This is a genomic window from Pseudoalteromonas sp. R3 (assembly GCF_004014715.1).
GTDB lineage: Bacteria > Pseudomonadota > Gammaproteobacteria > Enterobacterales > Alteromonadaceae > Pseudoalteromonas.
This window is the reverse complement of sequence record NZ_CP034835.1, coordinates 728,280-746,484: the sequence shown is the minus strand read 5'-3', so window position 1 is coordinate 746,484 and position 18,205 is coordinate 728,280. Positions and strand designations below refer to the sequence as shown.

The following is an 18,205-nucleotide window of genomic DNA, read 5'->3' as shown; positions in this document are numbered from 1 at the left end:
TCGTTAGCGAGCCTGCTGTATTTGCGCGTTAAAGCGTTGCAGCGCAGGCTTTTTCATCAGGCTGTAGCACACTGGTAATACCAATAGCGCTAATACCAGTGCACTGACCATGCCGCCTACCATAGGAGCTGCAATCCTGCTCATAATCTCGGAACCAGTACCCGCACCATACAGAATAGGCAGCAGGCCAATGATGATAGTCGCGACTGTCATCATCACCGGGCGAACTCGCAGTGCGGCACCATGCAGTAAGGCGTCAATGTATTGCGACTCACTCACAGGCAATTGGCGGGTGTTAGCCTCATCTTGCAAGTCTTTAAATGCCTGCTCCAGATATACCAGCATGATCACCCCAATCTCAACTGCGACTCCGGCCAATGCAATAAAGCCGACTCCAACCGCAACGGAGAAGTTAAAGCCTTGCAGATACATCAACCACAGGCCTCCCACGGTGGCCATAGGCAAAGTCAGCAGGATCAGCGCTACTTCGCCAAAGCGACGGAAGTTGAGATACAGCAGTAACATGATGATCGCCAAAGTCAACGGCAGCACGTAGCTGAGCTTTTCTTGTGCCCGGATCATATACTCGTACTGTCCGGCCCAGTTTAAAGAGTATCCGGCAGGTAAATCCAGTTCCTCGGCCACCACATTACGCGCCTGCTCAACATAACTGCCCAGGTCAACACCATCTATATCAACAAAGGTCCAGCCATTGATGCGGGCATTCTCACTTTTGATCCCCGGCGCACCACTTTCCACGTACACCTCGGCCACATCCCCAAGTGCAATTCGCTGTCCCCCGGGCGTCACTATTGGCAAGCGCGCCAATTGTTCAGGCGAGCTACGATAATCCTGCGGATAACGTAAATTGACTGGATAACGCTCCTGTCCTTCCACGGTTTGGGTGACGTTCATACCGCCAATCGCGGTGGCCACCACCTGCTGTACGTCAGCAATGTTCAGCCCGAAACGACTGGCCTGCTCGCGGCGAATATCCACCTTAATATAGCGCCCACCAGCGACCCGTTCAGAATATACTGACGCAGTACCAGGCACCTTGTTGAGAATGGTTTCGAGGCGCTGGCCAAGCGATTCAATGACCGTCAGATCCGGGCCCGCAATCTTAACCCCTACCGGCGTTTTGATACCCGTGGCGAGCATGTCAATACGGGTTTTGATAGGCATCACCCAGGCATTGCTAACACCTGGTAACTTCACCAGACGGTCCAGCTCGGCTTTGAGCTTATCCGTGGTCATACCTTCACGCCATTCACTGCGGGGCTTAAGCTGAATAAAGGTTTCAATCATGGTCAGCGGCGCGGGATCGGTGGCCGACTCGGCACGCCCGACTTTACCAAACACATTTTCTACTTCTGGGACGGTCTTAATCAGCTTGTCTGTTTGCTGTAATAACTCACGCGCTTTACCGATGGATATCCCCGGATAGGTGGTGGGCATATACATAAGGTCGCCTTCATCCAGTGGTGGAATAAATTCGCTGCCGATTTTATTCAGCGGATAAAAGCCCACGACAGTCAGAGCGACCGCTGCCACCAGTGTAGTTTTAGGAAACCGCATCACCTGGCGTAGCACTGGCAAATAGGCGGCGATCAACAAGCGATTAAGCGGGTTCTTGCGCTCAGGCGTGACTTTGCCACGGATAAAATAACCCATCAGCACAGGAACCAGGGTAATTGCCAGTCCGGCAGCCGCCGCCATGGCATAGGTTTTAGTGTATGCCAATGGCGCAAACATACGCCCCTCTTGCGCTTCGAGGATAAACACCGGTAGAAAGGACACTGTGATGATCAGCAGACTGAAGAACAAGGCAGGCCCGACTTCCGTGGCCGCTTTTGCCACCACCTGCCAGCGATTGTCGTCGGTCAGCGGCGTCTTCTCCATGTGTTTGTGGAGATTTTCTATCATCACAATCGCCCCGTCGGTCATCGCACCAATGGCAATGGCAATCCCACCAAGCGACATGATGTTAGCGTTTATTCCCTGAAAATACATGACAATAAAGGCCACCAGGATCCCCAGTGGCAAGGTTATCACCGCCACCAGCGAAGAGCGCAGATGGAATAAGAAGGCGGCACAGATCACGGCCACCACCAGCAGCTCTTCAAGTAGTTTTTGCCAGAGGTTATCAACCGCCCGTTCGATCAACTGGCTGCGATCATACACAGTGACTACCTCAACACCTTCGGGTAGGGATGCCTTTAGTTCATCCAGTCGGGTCTTCACTCCGGCAATAGTCTGCTGTGCATTTTCACCAAAACGCATTACCACCACGCCACCGACTACTTCACCTTCGCCATTAAGCTCGGCGATGCCGCGTCGCATTTGCGGACCTATCGTGATCTGGGCGACATCACCTATGGTCAGTGCGGTGCCCTGTTCATTGAGACCCAGCGGGATTTGGGCAATGTCGGTTACCGAACGAATATACCCAGTGGCAGTTACCATATACTCGGCTTCTGCCATCTCGATGACTGACGCGCCAGTTTCCTGGTTACCTCGTTGCAGCGCCTGCTGAATATGACTTAAAGGCAGACCATAGGCACGCAGTTTATCCGGGTCAATCTGCACCTGATATTGCTTCACCATGCCACCTACTGACGCCACTTCAGATACTCCTGGCACCGTCTGTAACTCGTATTTTAAGAACCAGTCCTGAAGGCTGCGTAACTGGCTGATATCATGCTTGCCCGAGCGATCAGTAAGGGCATAAATATACACCCAGCCCACCCCCGTAGCGTCTGGTCCAAGTTGCGGCTTGGCAGTCGCAGGCAGTAAGTTTGCCGCCTGGCTGAGGTACTCTAGTACCCGGCTGCGCGCCAGTAGAGGTCTGTGTCGTCATCAAAGATCACATATACATAAGAATCGCCATAAAAGGAGTACCCACGCACTGTGGTTGCACCCGGAACCGACAACATCGCGGTCGTAAGTGGAAAGGTGACCTGATCCTGTACCACCTGCGGTGACTGCCCCGGATAGCTGGTTTTGACTATGACTTGTACATCCGACAAGTCAGGAATGGCATCGACCGGCGTTTGTTTTAAGGCAAACATGCCGCCTGCCACCAGCATCAGTGTGCTCAGCAGGACCAACACGCGATTGTGCAAAGACCAGGTTATGATTGCTGCTATCATGATGATACTCCTGGCTTAATGATGCGCATGTTCAGACATAGCTGAGGCTGGCTCGCCGTGCTGCATCTGGGTCACAACAAAGTCATCCCTCACCTCAAAGGTAAAGGTTACCTGGTCACCCACATTAAACGCACTCAGGTCAATATCCTCGGCTATCACAAAATCCATGGTGGCCGCCGCACGGCCCCACTTTTCAATCGCGCCGCGATGGATAGTGGCAATGCGAGACGCTGCATCTATTGCCTTGATGTGGCCGTCAACAGTCGCTGTTGGTATGGTCGGTTCAGCCATAATATGGATAGTCGTGATTTCATACCCGGCATCCGTTTTCGTCACCTCAAAATGCAGCGACTGACCGGTTTTAAGCCCACTGCGGTCCAGTTTATCGGCAAGTTGAAAGTCCATGGTCATGTCGGGCCACTCCCATTCGGGCACGGCATCATGGGTAATGTTAATCACATCCGATTGCGCCTCATAGTGGCTCACGGTACCGGCCACCCAGACCTTAGCCGGCTTTGCATCCGCACTCATACGCTTAAAGTCAGAGCTTTTACTGGACTCTGAGTCAATCAGAAAATGGGCCGAAGTAACGACCCGGTCGTCTTTGTTCAGTCCATCGAGGATCTCGGTGCTTTGCAGCCCTACCCGACCCAAAGTGACTGCCACAGATTTAAAGCGCCCGTCGCCCAGCGCCACAACAACCCTGTCCTGCTTACCGGTGCGGATCACCGCCTCGCTCGGCACCTGCATGGCTTGCTCTTTGCTGCCCGCCTGAATTTGTACCTGAGCAAACATATTGGGCTTAAGTTGCCCTGCTGAATTGTCAAACTTGAGCCTGACTCGCAAGGTCCGGGTGGTTTCGTTGAGGGTTGGATAGACGTAGTCTACGCTCCCCTGCCAGCGCGCATCAGGCAGATAATCCAACGTCATAGTGACAGGCTGACCGGCTTTGACCAAAGCGGTATCGCGTTCGAATACTTCAGCCTCCACCCAGACCTGATCCAGCTGGGCGATGCTCATCAGAGTGTTACCCGGATTAACATAAAACCCTTCACGGATCTTCAGCTCAGCTATCACGCCGCTTTGGCGAGCATAGAAGGTGATGGTCTGACGCACCTGACGCTGCGCCTCTAAACTGGCGATAAAATCGGCCGACAATTGCAGCGCCATTAACCGCTCGCGTGCCGCTTTGATCAGGGTGGCATTGTTACGATTTAACGCGATTAAGAATTCTTCCTGCGCATTCACCAGCTGCGGCGAATAGAGCGAATACAAAGGCTGCCCCTGCTCCACCGGCTCACCGGCCGCTTTAATGTACAAGGTTTCAACCCAGCCATCGACGCGCGGGTGAATGTGCACCAGCTTGTCTTCATCATATTGCACGTAACCCACCGTCGAAATCGTGCTGTGCATGGTCCACTTCAACTTCTGCAGTTCTAACGCCCAGGTTATTCACCACTTCAGGAGAAATGGTGACAGCCCCTGCCACCTGTTCTTCACTCTCAGCATAGACAGGTACCAGATCCATCCCCATGGGCGATTTACCGGGCTTATCGCGGCGATAATTACTGTCCATTGGTGCAACCCAGTAGAGCGGTTTGTCGCTTTCAGCCTCAGTTTCCGCCGTATGGGATGAAGTAGCGGTGAGCGTCATCAGGGCATAGCTCAGCGCACCACCTGACAAAGCAGCTAGCAATAGTTTTAGCGTATTATTCATGAGTCACTCCTGGCTGATAAGTGGTGAGGTAGTAGTTCAGTCTGGCGACGGTTTTAAGGGCATCTACGTCAATTTGTTTGGCAGCCACCCTAGCATTGAGTTCAGCAATGCGAGCTCGTACGACCTCTGCAAAATCGCCGTTATCATTGGTGTAGGCGGTAAGCGCAGCTTCTGCCTGTTCGTGTGTTTGTTGCAGCAACTGCTCCCGATACAGGGTCTGTCGCTCAAAAAGACGCCTCAGCTGGCTCGCCTCTTTTTCAACCTGTCCGGACAACTCACGCAGCAGTAACAGCTTATCGGTTTTGATGGCTTCGCGATTTGACTGAGCCGAACTTAGCCACTGGTCCTGACGATTATCCGTAAACAGAGGCACATCCACAGTCACCCCCAGCGAAAAGAAGTCGGCGCGGCTGGTACCATCAGGCATATCACTGCGATATCCATAGCTGGCATTGACCCCCCACTGCGGCTTATATTGCTGACGCGCAATCGCAACTCCCTTGCCGGCGGCTTCTATACGCACATCCTGCGCCAACACCACAGGATGGCTGGTGAGCTGCGCAAGTAGTCGCTCTGCATCTGGCTTGCCTTGTACAAAAATTGCGGGACAGCTACCTGAAGCTGAGGCAACGCCTCTGGCAGTTTAATATCAGACCAGGCAGTATTTATCTGAGCGCCCCGTAACCAGGCCAGCAGCTGTGCACGCGCAGATTCCCGTTTTGGTATTCGACACTGAGACGGTCATCGAGCTGTACCAGCTCCAGTTGCGCACGGATCACATCCTGCTGGCGAGTGCGTCCGACCACATTGGCATAACTGGCTTTACTGACATCAACCAGTTGTTCAAACAGGGCTTTGTCCTGCTCTATCAGAGCAATAGTACGCTCGGCCAGATAGGTATCGAGCCATAGCTGACTGACTTGTGCACGGACTTGCGCAACCCGGTCAGCACGTAGCAATGGATACTCTTCACTGGCAATATGCAGCTGCTCACGTTTAAGCGCCAACTCATCGCCACGACCAAACTGCTGACTTACGCCCACCTTAAGCTGTGTCATTGCCTCACGGTCGAGCTGCCAGCCATCCACCGGCAAATTCATCATAGACAAGGACACTTTTGGGTCGGGTAACGTACCGGCAGCAAGACCTTGCGCATAGGCAGCTTGCTGCTGATGATGGCGTTTTTGCAATAAAGGGTCCTGAGCCGTTGCTTGCTCTATGGCCTTTTGTAAAGGCAACTCAGCAGATGCCTGCACAGGACTGACTGCCATAAGCATTGCCCCTAACAGCGCACATCGCGCTGTTGACGTAATTAAAAAGTGCATCAAAACTGCTCCTTATAGGTATTGATTTGAGCATAAACCTGGTGGCTGCCATCTTTCATCAGTAGTAAAATCTGATATGGCGTAAAGCGCTCATCGACTTCCATACCTGGCGAGCCAAGCGGCATAGCTGGCACACTCAGCCCAATGGCATTTGTGTCAGGATTGGCCAGAAATTGCTGAATAAACTTAGCCGGGACATGCCCTTCAAATACCCAGCCGTCATGACTGAGCGCGGTATGACAAGAGCGATAACGCGGTGCAATACCGTGACGTGATTTAAGCGCACTTAACGACGCCAGCTCCCGGCCCTGCGCAGCAACGCCTTGCGCCAAAAGGTGCGATAGCCACTTTTTGCAGCAGCCGCAGGTTGGCGTTTTATAGACAGTTAAAGTTTGTAGCGGGCCCGGCTGAGCCTGGCTGCTCAGGCTCAGTAGCGAGAACAAACAGGCGCTCAGAAATAGACCATATTTATTGGTAGTAAAAGACACAATTTGCCTCCGTCTTCTTCTGCCTGTCCATTCAAATAAAGAAAGCAGGTCAGAATCATGTAAACATCACACTGCAACGTGCAGTGAAATCATCATAAGAAGTTGGATTGACAGGTCAGGCGCCAAATTTCAGACGCACTTCACCTGGGTCAGGCAAATATGGGTGGGCGGTACAGAGAGTTTGCCACAGAGATAGGTAGCTGGTCGCCCAGCCCTAAAGCAGCAGAGTACCCAAGCTGAGTAAATAAGCTGAATTCAGCAACTGTCAGCAGCTGTGCACTACCGCAAGCGTGAGTTGGACACACACAGTCACTGTCATCATCACAGCAGTCCATTTGCTGCTGCGTGTGGCTCATCATAGTGTGGTCATGCTTGGATTGGACAGAGGAATCCGTTGCTTCAACCGTCGCCGTATCATGCTGATACTGCATCGTGGTGTGCATGTCGTGACCCTGCATATGTGCTTCACACGCCATTACAGCATTCGCCATGCCTTGTACAATAAAGGCAAGCAAAGCGGCTATCATCAGTAATGTGGCGGTGATTTTGCTCATAGGGTCCTCAGATTATCGCTATGAATTCTCACATAAACGACAAAAAAGAAAAGCATTGGCATAACATCCGCTTTAAATTGCCTATACTCTCAGTGTTGTGACTTCAATGGTAGTGGGCTTGTGTGGGTAGTAAAACACTTTTTTTATCTGGTATTACTCGTGCAGTTCAGCCCTTATGTCGTTGCACAAACCACCCAGCAGGCAAAGCCAGAATTGCAAATAACCTTGCCGGTACGGCAGGTCAAATTACAGAAGTACCTGAGCGAACTACTCCATGTGTCACTTTATGAACTGGGCTACAACCTGACTCTCACCATGACACCTAATCCCTTATACAAGCGTGAATCACGATTGCTACATAGTGGCAAGATCACGATGATCATGCGCCTGGCGACACCACAACGTGATGCCACTTTTCATAAAATAGCAGTGCCGCTTACTCAGGGTCTGATAGGCAAACGGCTGTTACTTATTCATCAGCGCAATCAGCCACGTTTTGACACTGTGGCATCGCTGGACGCCTTACGAGATAGCAAACTGGTCGGTGTCTTTGCGCCAGGCTGGTACGACGTCCAAATCTGGCAAGCAAACCACCTGCCCTATGTTGAAATTGCCAGTGACCATACCACCATTTTACGAATGCTCACAGACGGTAACCGAGGCTTTGATTACTTTTCTCGGGGCTCAACGAAATAGATGACTATACCCTGGGCAATGGTCTGATCATAGAGCCTCACTTAGTATTGAGTTACCCACTGGACTTTCATTTTTACCTGCATCCCGATAACAAAGCCCATATCTCTATTCTCACACGCGCATTGGAACAGGCACGCGATAGCGGCTTGCAAGCACAGTTACTGCGCAAACACTTTGGCTACCTGCAACAGCGCCACAGACTATCGCAACGACGTGTAATCTCCCTCACGTTACCACCGGCGCCCGCTCAATCAGTACCTCTGCCGTTACCATCACATTGAGCCTGTGCAACGCTGCGGACAGTATCATGGTTAGTCGTGTAAACTACACCTAACTCATTGAATAAATTATTTGCGTTATCTCAGGGTAATTCTTGAAGAGCTAAGCTAAAATAGCGATAAATTTTATCTGGAGTATCTTTTCAATGAGCATTCATGTAATCAAACACCCCCTTGTACAGCATAAACTTGGCCTGATGCGTGAGCATGGGATCAGCACTAAGAGCTTTCGCGAGTTATGTCAGGAAGTGGGTACCCTGCTGACCTATGAAGCAACAAAGGACATTCCATTAGAAGATATCACCATCAAGGGCTGGCAAGGTGATGACCTGACAGTTCAACACATCAAAGGTAAGAAAATCACCGTTGTACCAATCCTGCGCGCCGGTCTGGGCATGATGGAAGGCGTTATGCAGTTAATCCCAAGCGCTAAGGTGAGTGTGGTCGGCCTGCAACGTAACGAAGAAACGCTCGAACCTGTGCCTTATTTTGAGAAGCTGGTTGGTAATATTGAAGAGCGCATGAGCCTGGTGATCGACCCAATGCTGGCCACTGGCGGCTCTATGATCGCGACCATCGACATGCTAAAGAAAGCCGGCTGTAAAGAAATCAAAATCATTGTGCTGGTTGCAGCACCTGAAGGAGTAGACAAAACTCTGGAGGCCCACCCGGATGTAGAAATTTTCACCGCTTCACTGGACAGTCACCTGAATGAAAAAGGCTACATAGTGCCTGGCCTGGGTGATGCTGGTGATAAAATCTTTGGCACGGTGTAGGACACGCTGAATGTCCAACACATCAATGACTTCTTTCACATCGCTTAAAACCATTGTCAGCGGTGCCCAGATGCTGTTTGTCGCCTTTGGTGCGCTGGTACTGGTGCCACTACTGACCGGTCTGGACCCCAATGTGGCGCTGTTTACCGCAGGCCTGGGCACTTTGGTTTTTCAGTTTGTGACGCGCGGCCAGGTGCCGGTTTTTCTGGCCTCTTCCTTTGCTTTTATCGCGCCCATCATCGCCAGCGTGCAGGTATGGGGGATCCCCGCGACTATGGGTGGGCTCATGGCTGCCGGGTTTGCCTATATTTTACTGAGCTTGCTGGTACGCTTTAAAGGGGCTGATATTCTTCATAAGATTTTACCCCCTGTCGTCGTAGGTCCCGTAATCATGGTGATCGGCCTCGCGCTGGCACCCGTCGCCGTTAATATGGCCATGGGTAAAAGTGGTGATGGCAGCATTCAGCTGGTTGCCTATGAACAGGCTTTAGTCATTTCTTTATTGTCACTCATTGTTACCTTAGTGGTTGCCGTCACAGCCAAAGGGATTTTTCGTCTCATCCCGATTCTGGCAGGGATTATCACCGGCTATGCCTTGTCGCTGTTTTACGGCATAGTGCAGTTTGATGCTGTGACCAATGCCAGCTGGCTAGCCGTCCCTGCGTTTGTCTGGCCGGAGTTTTACTGGTCTGCCATTTTGTTTATGGTACCCGTAGCAATTGCGCCGGCCATTGAACACATTGGCGATATGATGGCTATCAGTAACGTAACCGGTAAAGACTACCTGGAAAAACCCGGCCTGCACCGCACTTTGCTCGGAGATGGTCTGGCAACTTCAACAGCCTCTTTGTTTGGCGGTCCACCCAATACCACCTATTCAGAAGTCACCGGGGCTGTGATGCTTACGCGCAACTTCAACCCTCAGGTGATGACCTGGACCGCTGTCATTGCGATTGTACTGGCATTTGTTGGCAAAATGGGGGCAGGGTTACAGACCATTCCCACTCCTGTTATGGGCGGTATCATGACCCTGTTGTTTGGCTCCATTGCTGTGGTTGGCTTAAATACTCTGGTTAAGTCAGAGACTGACCTCAGTGCACCACGTAACCTGAGTATCATCGCGCTGATCCTGGTGTTCGGTATTGGCGGTATGCAGCTTGGCAGCACCGAGTTTAGCCTACAAGGAGTGAGCCTGTGTGCCATTTTAGGCATAGTGCTTAACTTACTGCTACCCAATCCCAAGCAAGAGTCTTAACTAAGTGAATAATAATGCTCAGTATATTGCAATAAAATACAGTGCTGAGCATTTTAAAATCCAGAAATAAAATAAATGGCCCCAAAGGCCCACAAGCTGCCAACGTCACTGCAGCTTAGTGTAATGATAAAGAGATATGTTGTGCAAAACACATATCTCTTAAATTCTCGCTACACAACATAAAAACAGAAAACCACTTCACTTATTTGTGAACTCCCCATATAGAAAACTGGCCTAAAAAGTTAATAGTTATCACAGCATTATCAATTTTACAGGCACACCTTTCTCACAAACACTTTATATAGATTTGAGATTTAGTATGCGAAAACAGGCCAAAAAGACTGCCAATAAAGGGCGAAAAGTAAGTTTTGAAGAAAAGCTCGAAAAAATGGTAAACGAATATCGCCAGGAAAAAGAGAGCCTTGCATCATTAAATGAAGGTACATCCGAGTATCAAAGTCAGCTTGATAAATGTAACAAACTTTTTGCTAACGTAGAGCGTTTTCTTAACCGCAATCGCTAACCTGATTTTTTAAAGAGGCTTAACCTTGCATAGTCAATTAAGCCCCACTTAAAAAAGACCTGCCCCATACCAACCAAATACTAACCAAATGACTTGCGAACTCGCTCATCGAACTCCATTTCATGATCCCGAAACGATTTAAGTAGCTTATAACTCAAAGGCAGGCGCCTGTGTGGACGCAAGTTTTTCACCTTGCGATAGCTCGCATGCTTTGACAGATCAATGACCCCCATGGACCAACGCGCAAAATTACGCTTGGTAATATCATTCACAATCAGCGCAGCGACACCTGTATGCCTCGAATCCTGCTGGATTTTTTTATACAAGCGCTCAACATGATCTCTCTCGCCTTCAATCACTTGCATAAAATGATGACCGTCGTACAGCAGCATACCGGAAATACCCATGAGTTGATTGGTACTTTTACAGTAACGGTTTAACTCTATCAGCTGCTCGTCCGACAAAGGCGCAGTAACAGTACTGACATAAATAAGCTCAACTAAAGCCATCACAACCCCCTTGTTCTGTCTGATGATAAGCATAGTTGAACGCGGTTATTGCGCAAAACAAATCAATCAAATTCAAGAGGGCGTGGAATTACTTATTTTGCACCCAGAGCGTAAACACAATTATCACTGGCAGGATCCCCAGGTTATGCCATCTTCACTACATTGTTTTGTGTAAGTGCCATCGCTTTGATACGTGGTTTTAAGCCAGTCTGTGTCCGCAAATCGCTCTGTCACTACCCGGTACTCGCCGCTATCATCCGTCATCCGCTTGTACCAGCCAAAAGCTGGCAGGGTCAGTGTCTTTTCTAATTCATAGCCACTGGCAACAAAGTAGTCAGCCAACTCTTGCGGTACCAGCACTGAGTGCTTATTTGCCAGAGAATGCCAATCACTCAGTCCCTCAAGCATCCCGTCTCGCTGTTCAATCTGAGTGTATTTTTTTACCAGCTCTGTGCCGTATGTGATCGACAGCAAACGTTCAGCCCGCGCACTAAAGTCCTGTTGCCAGTCGCAGCTTTGCACTTCATTGTCGCGTTTGCGTTCCATAGAATTTGATAACTCATAATTAGTGCCATCCAGTGAAACTGAAACCGCCTCTTTGTAGACACATTTACCAAAATCACTGCCATTTTCTTTGATTAGATCCACTTCCTCGCTATATCGGCCAAGCGTTCCCCAAGGCTGATGAGAGGTATTGCGCAGATATTCCACAAATACCACACTCTGCAGCGAATCATCCATCTGAGCCCTTTCATTGAAAAACGTGTTGTTATCTTTGCCAAATATAACAATGTCGCGATACCAGAGCTGGTTGCTACCTGGCTCTGCCAGAGGCGTTTTTTGATAGTGAACGACTCGGATCTCATGCGCATCCGGGTATTGCTCAGCTAATTCAAGGCGCTTTTTCAGACTTGCCTGGAGCCCGAATACAATTCGCTCTGCTAGCTGCTTTGCCTGTTCGTCCTGATTCGCAATGTAATCACTGAACAGCTGTTGTTCAGAAATGTTGTAATGTGCAATTACTTCGCCTGTGGTTTGACGTAAGATACTCAGCAGCTCGCTTAACAATCTGGGCTCCTGTTGCAACTGTGCGCAACTTTTTCCTTTGAAAGTCTCAGACTCACTCAGTGACTGCCACAATAGCGTTGTCAGTGGCGTGACATGCGCCGCTATGCGATCATCTTCAATGGCCTCCAGAGAGGGAGGTAATATCAGTTGATAGGCCTTGGTTACTTCGCCCAAATCCTCATCAACTGCACCTACAGGCACATCAACGTAAGTGGGCACATACACACTACATTGTCTTTGCGCCGCTGAGAGTTCGAGCAAATAGCTTCCCTGATCTGTCGAGCGCGCGCTGGGCTCATCAACATCATGCAAGCCGTTGTTATTCAGATCCAGCCAAACCTTGGCTCCTGACACATAGCCATCAATCACCCGTCCACGCTGGCTATACTTATTCTCATCACCCGCAACCTGATTGGCATCATCCGAACCGGTATCAGAGTTATTCTGTGTATTATTATTGCTTTGCGATGACGTACTCTTATCCGCCACATCGCTAGAAACAGACTGGTTAAGGTGGTTATCTGAGCCACCTCCACACCCAAAGAGGGTGCCGATACATAAGGCCAGTAAACTGAGTGAGCTAAGTTGTTTTTTATTCATAATTGTTGCTTCCTTCGTACTGCTTAGCCTGATACGCGGAACACTCGATTAAACATCGCATCAGGATTGATGATGGCGCAAATTGTACCTTGCCAGCGGCCTTACTCTGTATCTGAAATCAGACATATTTAGGTAATTTCCAGCCATTTACTTGAAAACTGGCAGTTTGTTTTTGTCTGCTCGCGGGCTATGATAGCCCACTTAAGCTCGGATAAAACGTCCCTCACAGAAAATATAACAAACAATAACAAAGACTTGAAAAATGAGATTCGCCTTACAATCCACTTTACTTCGACTCATTACTCTTCTATTAATGTTGCAACTTAGTTTTTGCGTACTAGCAACCACCTACACGACATTAACCGTGGCAGATGGTTTACCAAGCAACCGTATATTTGATATTGAGCGGGATCATAAAGGCTTTGTCTGGTTTGCTACCGACAAGGGACTGGCGCGTTACGATGGCGCTTCCATTGAGGTTTTTTCGCATGACCACACTCCGACGCTCAGCAACTCATTGTGGATCAGAGATATCCTGATTGATGCACAAGATAACCTCTGGATTGCTGGCAAACAGGGGCTCGAAGTGCGTGGGCCAAACTCAGAATACTTTCGCGCCCTTAGCATCACAGGACGCACTGAACCACTGAACATCTATGCCCTGTTCCAGGCTAAAGACAATCGACTCTGGGCAGGCGCTGCCGATGGCCTGTACATGGTGAGCAAAGACGCACTACTCCCAGTCAAGACTCATATAAACAACGTGGTGCAGCGCTTTAAGATCCTCTCGATTGCAAAGGCATCAGAGCAAGCACTGATGCTCGCAACCACACGCGGCTTGTATTTATTTGATCCGACCAGTGGCGAGGCTACCCCCGTCACTTTGCCACCCCCAGAGTCCGTTATAGCCGATAAACTCTGGACTGTCGAAGACGGTCAGGTCTGGGTGGCCATGCATGGGCTTGGCCTGGGTGTGTATAATCAGATCCAGAATAAGGTTGAGCTCACCTATCGGGATCCCAATGAGTTCGATACGGTTGGTTATGTTTTTGACTTATATAAAGAGAAAGGAAAAATACACGCCGCGTCTTTGAATACTGGACTACTCTCTCTTATTGATGGAGTAACGACTCACTTACAGTCATATCCTCCCCTTTTATCTTTATACAAAGACAACAGCCTGCGCATTTATGGCACCTTTAACGAAGGCGTGATTATTGAATCTGTTAATCACAGTGCTGTCAGCAACTTTGGGTTTTCTCACCCCAGCGAAACAGGCAAATATGAAATTAATCAACTGACACAGTTCAAGGGTTACCTCTGGCTTGCAGATCAACTTGCAGGCCTGTGTCAGTACACATTAAGCGGTCAGTTTATACGTTGTATGTCCTCGGAAAGTCACTCTGCCCAGGCAATGACACCGGCACAAGACGGGCGCCTGTGGGCCGCTATGTATCACGAACTACTGGTGGTGACCCCTGAAAATGCCCAGGTCAATGCCCGCTATAATCTGGCAGACCACAATATTCCAGAAGCAATCAACACTCTGGTGCAATCCGACGATGGGGCACTGTGGCTGGCACACAGCTTTGATGGCCTGAGTCGATTTGATCCGGATACCCAGGCTATCACCCACTTCACCAGCAAAAATAGCCCGCTACTGAGCAACCAGCTTCACCACTTGGCAAAACAACAAGACAGGCTCTGGCTGGCAACCGATTTGGGGTTGCAGATGTATTCACTCAGCTCTGAACAGTTTAAAGCCATTCCGGGCTCTGCCAGTCAGCCTTTTACAGCAACATATTCAGTCACGCCGGCACCCGATGGTAGGATTTGGGTGCAAACCGACCGCGGCTTGCGTCTTTATCATTCTGAGCAGCAACGCTGGCAGGACTTACCCGAACCACTAAATCGACTGAAAGCAACCAGTGTCGCTTTTGACGATAAACACACAGTGTGGATTTCAACGGGACAGGGAGTGTGGCATTGGCAAAATAACTCTGCTGCAGTGGCATTTTATAACCATGGCGACGGGTTGTTCAGGAAGGGCTACCTGGAAGGCACTGCAACCCACTCTGACGGATACATTTGGTTCGCATCCACAGAAGGAATAACGCGCCTGAATCCGGATAAACTAAAGCGGGTAGACCCACGCCCTCAGATCAGCGTCCTGACAATCACGGCGCCTCATGGAGAACAGCAACACTATTACAATACCCGCTCTGTGCCAGCCATTGACCCTCAGCATGCAAGCCTGCGTCTGCGTCTGGCCAATGGCGATCTGATCAATAACATCAAACAAAAGTTTCGCTATCAGCTGTCTGGCGTGGCTGATACCTGGGTCGAACTGGGTAATGAGCATACCTTGATGATCCCACGCTTGCCCTGGGGAGATTATACCCTGCGACTAAAAGCCACCGACAATCAGGGTAATTGGTCTGAACAAGTCTCTGAATTACATTTTACAGTACGCACACCTTGGTATGCTTCAACACTGGCAAAGACCAGCTATGTTCTGCTAACAACTTTGCTGATTTATTGCGCCTATCGCATCAGAGTCTCTGCACTGAAGCGTCGGCAACAACAACTGCAAGATACAATTCGTGCCCACACGCATACAATGCAAATGCAAAACAGCCAACTTGAGGCCGCACAAACTCAACGCACAGCCCTGCTCAAAACCTTATCTCATGAACTGATGACACCCGTTACTTTAATTCAGGGCCCGGCAGAGCAATTGCGCAATAGTACCGATGAACACCAGAGAACCCAGATGGCCAATCTGGTGATCAGTAACACCAAACGACTCAAAGTGCTCATCGAACACCTCATGTTCATTTCATCGAACAACTCACAGGCAGAGCCTGTCACACAAGATAAATGGCAAGCTGAGGATATCTCTGCGTTGCTGCAAGAGCAGCTCAGCGCTTTCACGCCTTTATTAACCGACAGGTCTCTTAGCTGCAATACACAAATAGAACCTGGGTTAATGGTGAGCGCACCGCCAGATCAACTGCAGCAGCTTATCAGTAACCTGCTCAGTAATGCTATTAAATACAGTTATGAGGGCGGCGAAATCCGCCTTTCTCTGGAAACGGATCATTTAACGCAGCATATGATGCTCAGTGTATCGGATCAGGGGATTGGCATCGCACCAGAGCATCATGAGCGTATTTTTCAACCCGAGTACCGAACCAAGGCGGGTCATGAATTTAGCTCTGGGCTGGGGTTGGGTCTGAGCCGGGTCAAAGACATAGTCGATCAGCTCAGTGGTCAGATCCAGCTTGAGTCTGCACCTGGTAAAGGCACTTGTTTTACCGTGAGCTTGCCCCTTACCAAAGCACATACTCAGACTCACGCAAGCGTTGAAGCCGCCCCCCTGCAGGTGCCGCCAGATAAGGCTCAATGTATTTTGTTAATCGATGACACGCCCGATATGCTTGAGTTTTTACGTACTGTACTGGCTCCTGACTACCAGGTGCTCACAGCCAGTGATGGTGAAGCGGGATTAGCATTGGCTCGTACCCACTTACCGGATATGGTCATCTCAGATGTCATGATGCCAGTCATGGACGGCTTTGCGCTCACACAAGCGCTAAAATCCGACCCTTTAACCGCTCATATTCCGTTGATGTTAGTCACTGCGAACCTGAATGAAGAGAAACACCTTAAAGGACTTACACTACAAGCGGATGATTACCTCACTAAACCCTTTAATCTGGACGCATTTAAATTAAAAATACGCAATACCTTCAAACTGATAGAAGCAACGCAAGCTCAGTTGCAAGCGCAACTTATGCCTGCCACTAAGCGCCTGATACAAGCACCTGAAACCCCGAAGCAACAGTTTGCCAATAACCCCGCCACGCTCGCATTTTTAGATAAACTGGAATCTGTGCTGGCGACTCTGTTCAGTGATCCAACACTAACCGTCTCTATGGTCGCCAGCGAAATGGCCCTGAGCGAGCGTCAGCTGCATCGTAAATTAACGTCCGTGACGTCTATCGGTGCTAACGAATATCTGCGTCAATACCGCTTGTATCAGGCTCTGCCACAGTTACTTGCCGGGCACAACATAGCTCAAACCGCTGAACACTGTGGCTTTAATTCACCTTCATATTTCAGTGCCTGCTTTAAAAAGCAATTTGGTATGACGGCGAAGCAATATGCAAAGTCGCAGTCCGGTAAAGCGGATAACCAGTCGGGTAATTTGACCGAGTTTTAGCCCAATGGAAACGCCAGCATCTTGCCATTTATACAAAACAACCAAGGTTCAGGTTAGCGGACCTTAGAAACTCAGGGAGGGTGAGTGCGAGCCATTTGCAACGGCTCGCACCCAAGAGATAATTCAATGAGAGGTGTTAAATTAAAAACTCTTGATGAATTTATCTGCCAGCACAAAGTACTGGTTTAAGTGCTTTTGTGTTTCTTCTTTACGGTTTCTTTCTGAATTAATGTGGATATCTTCAACCACAACGGCAATGTCTTCAGCCAGCTTTTTCTTGTCACCAATCAGGTTAAGCGTGAAAAACTCAACACTTTTCTCAAGTGTGTAAGTGATAACATGGATATCCTGAAGCTCGGCCGCATCCAGGTCTCTTTTGCTTCTAATCTCTGAGGTTTTTTCAATAAAAATCTTTCTCGCATCCTCAACCGACGTTACATCCGCGACCTTAAGGTGCTGAATGGACTTTTCATCTGCATGGGCTGAAAAAGCAACCACAGCGGTCATAAGCAATACAATTAACGTTTTCATTTAATCTCTCTAGCGTTGAAATATAAGGGTCTACAAAGCGGCTTTGATTGACTTGGGCTAAAACACTCCCCAACCGACAAAAACGAGAATGGCTCACTCCCCCGCCTTATTGTCATGTTGATATTGTACCTCGGCACCTAAATTAATGTCTAAGACCATCAACAATCCCGGCACGAAACACGCCGCATTTAGGGAGATATGATGTAAATAGTGCACCAGGCAATTCAAAGATTACTTTGCTCTATCAGAATTAGACGTTTGTCACGAGCAAAAATTTTGCTGTGTACTGTATTTTCGTCGTTTCCCTTCGGGCAACACACTCGTTTCAATGCGTAAGCGCTCATTAAATCGCTATCTACAACATACAAAAAGTATTCGAATTAACTGCTAACCGTACAAAGACAAACAAACTATTTAATACATTAAAAATAAAAACTTAGTAATTACTTCACACTGAAAAACTAGGCTATGGCTCGTCACACACGCATGGACTCACAGCAAAATATGC

The 18,205-nt window shown here is 49.2% G+C and carries 11 protein-coding genes and 3 pseudogenes; 5 read left to right on the top strand and 9 right to left on the bottom strand.

Annotated features, from left to right (window positions below; genetic code table 11):
* Positions 1-3 precede the first annotated feature (3 nt).
* The 6 genes and pseudogenes from ELR70_RS08155 to ELR70_RS08130 form a co-directional block, all read right to left on the bottom strand.
* A pseudogene (locus tag ELR70_RS08155) lies at positions 4-3,152 on the bottom strand (CusA/CzcA family heavy metal efflux RND transporter).
* A 15-nt stretch (positions 3,153-3,167) separates the two neighbouring features.
* A pseudogene (locus ELR70_RS08150) lies at positions 3,168-4,869 on the bottom strand (efflux RND transporter periplasmic adaptor subunit).
* Positions 4,862-5,511, bottom strand: a pseudogene (locus ELR70_RS08145) (TolC family protein); the annotation flags it as partial. The pseudogenes ELR70_RS08150 and ELR70_RS08145, both read right to left, overlap by 8 nt.
* A gap of 23 nt (positions 5,512-5,534) precedes the next feature.
* Entirely contained in the window at positions 5,535-6,194 is a 660-nt protein-coding gene (locus ELR70_RS08140; protein ID WP_241566365.1) for a TolC family protein, read from the bottom strand.
* Complete coding sequence (locus ELR70_RS08135) at positions 6,194-6,637, bottom strand: DUF411 domain-containing protein (protein WP_235577072.1); 444 nt, start codon at positions 6,635-6,637, stop codon at positions 6,194-6,196. Before ELR70_RS08135 ends, ELR70_RS08140 begins: the two co-directional genes overlap by 1 nt.
* 194 nt (positions 6,638-6,831) lie before the next feature.
* Positions 6,832-7,236, bottom strand: a complete 405-nt coding sequence (locus ELR70_RS08130) for a hypothetical protein (protein WP_054014501.1) — start codon at positions 7,234-7,236, stop codon at positions 6,832-6,834.
* A gap of 120 nt (positions 7,237-7,356) precedes the next feature.
* Between ELR70_RS08130 and ELR70_RS08125 the strand changes: the two genes are divergently transcribed.
* The 4 genes from ELR70_RS08125 (at position 7,357) to ELR70_RS08110 (ending at position 10,764) form a co-directional block, all read left to right on the top strand.
* Positions 7,357-7,932 (top strand): hypothetical protein, encoded by a 576-nt coding sequence (locus ELR70_RS08125; RefSeq protein ID WP_128064536.1) that lies wholly within the window; start codon positions 7,357-7,359, stop codon positions 7,930-7,932.
* Between the two features lie 424 nt (positions 7,933-8,356).
* Positions 8,357-8,986, top strand: coding sequence for a uracil phosphoribosyltransferase (gene upp / locus ELR70_RS08120; RefSeq protein WP_054014499.1), 630 nt, complete (start codon positions 8,357-8,359; stop codon positions 8,984-8,986).
* A gap of 10 nt (positions 8,987-8,996) precedes the next feature.
* Positions 8,997-10,241, top strand: coding sequence for a uracil-xanthine permease family protein (locus ELR70_RS08115; protein WP_054014498.1), 1,245 nt, complete (start codon positions 8,997-8,999; stop codon positions 10,239-10,241).
* A 319-nt stretch (positions 10,242-10,560) separates the two neighbouring features.
* The gene (locus ELR70_RS08110; protein WP_054014497.1) at positions 10,561-10,764 is read left to right on the top strand and encodes a hypothetical protein; all 204 of its coding nucleotides are present in this window, start codon (positions 10,561-10,563) and stop codon (positions 10,762-10,764) included.
* 80 nt (positions 10,765-10,844) lie between these two features.
* On the opposite strand, the gene ELR70_RS08105 is transcribed toward ELR70_RS08110, so the two are convergent.
* Positions 10,845-11,273 carry a BLUF domain-containing protein gene (locus ELR70_RS08105; protein WP_054014496.1) on the bottom strand — a complete coding sequence of 143 codons (429 nt, stop codon included), beginning with the start codon at positions 11,271-11,273 and terminating at the stop codon, positions 10,845-10,847.
* Between the two features lie 123 nt (positions 11,274-11,396).
* Positions 11,397-12,941, bottom strand: coding sequence for a hypothetical protein (locus ELR70_RS08100; RefSeq protein WP_054014495.1), 1,545 nt, complete (start codon positions 12,939-12,941; stop codon positions 11,397-11,399).
* Positions 12,942-13,305: 364 nt separating this feature from the next.
* Between ELR70_RS08100 and ELR70_RS08095 the strand changes: the two genes are divergently transcribed.
* Entirely contained in the window at positions 13,306-17,166 is a 3,861-nt protein-coding gene (locus tag ELR70_RS08095) for an ATP-binding protein (protein ID WP_054014494.1), read from the top strand.
* Positions 17,167-17,307: 141 nt separating this feature from the next.
* Here ELR70_RS08095 and ELR70_RS08090 read toward each other — a convergent pair whose 3' ends face one another.
* Entirely contained in the window at positions 17,308-17,697 is a 390-nt protein-coding gene (locus ELR70_RS08090) for a DUF6746 family protein (RefSeq protein ID WP_054014493.1), read from the bottom strand.
* Positions 17,698-18,205 lie beyond the last annotated feature (508 nt).

Coding starts and splice junctions, on each gene's coding strand:
- ELR70_RS08140 (WP_241566365.1), bottom strand. CDS start 6,194: ATGCACTTTTTAATTACGTCAACAGCGCGATGTGCGCTGTTAGGGGCA.
- ELR70_RS08130 (WP_054014501.1), bottom strand. CDS start 7,236: ATGAGCAAAATCACCGCCACATTACTGATGATAGCCGCTTTGCTTGCC.
- upp (WP_054014499.1), top strand. CDS start 8,357: ATGAGCATTCATGTAATCAAACACCCCCTTGTACAGCATAAACTTGGC.
- ELR70_RS08115 (WP_054014498.1), top strand. CDS start 8,997: ATGTCCAACACATCAATGACTTCTTTCACATCGCTTAAAACCATTGTC.
- ELR70_RS08110 (WP_054014497.1), top strand. CDS start 10,561: ATGCGAAAACAGGCCAAAAAGACTGCCAATAAAGGGCGAAAAGTAAGT.
- ELR70_RS08105 (WP_054014496.1), bottom strand. CDS start 11,273: ATGGCTTTAGTTGAGCTTATTTATGTCAGTACTGTTACTGCGCCTTTG.
- ELR70_RS08100 (WP_054014495.1), bottom strand. CDS start 12,941: ATGAATAAAAAACAACTTAGCTCACTCAGTTTACTGGCCTTATGTATC.
- ELR70_RS08090 (WP_054014493.1), bottom strand. CDS start 17,697: ATGAAAACGTTAATTGTATTGCTTATGACCGCTGTGGTTGCTTTTTCA.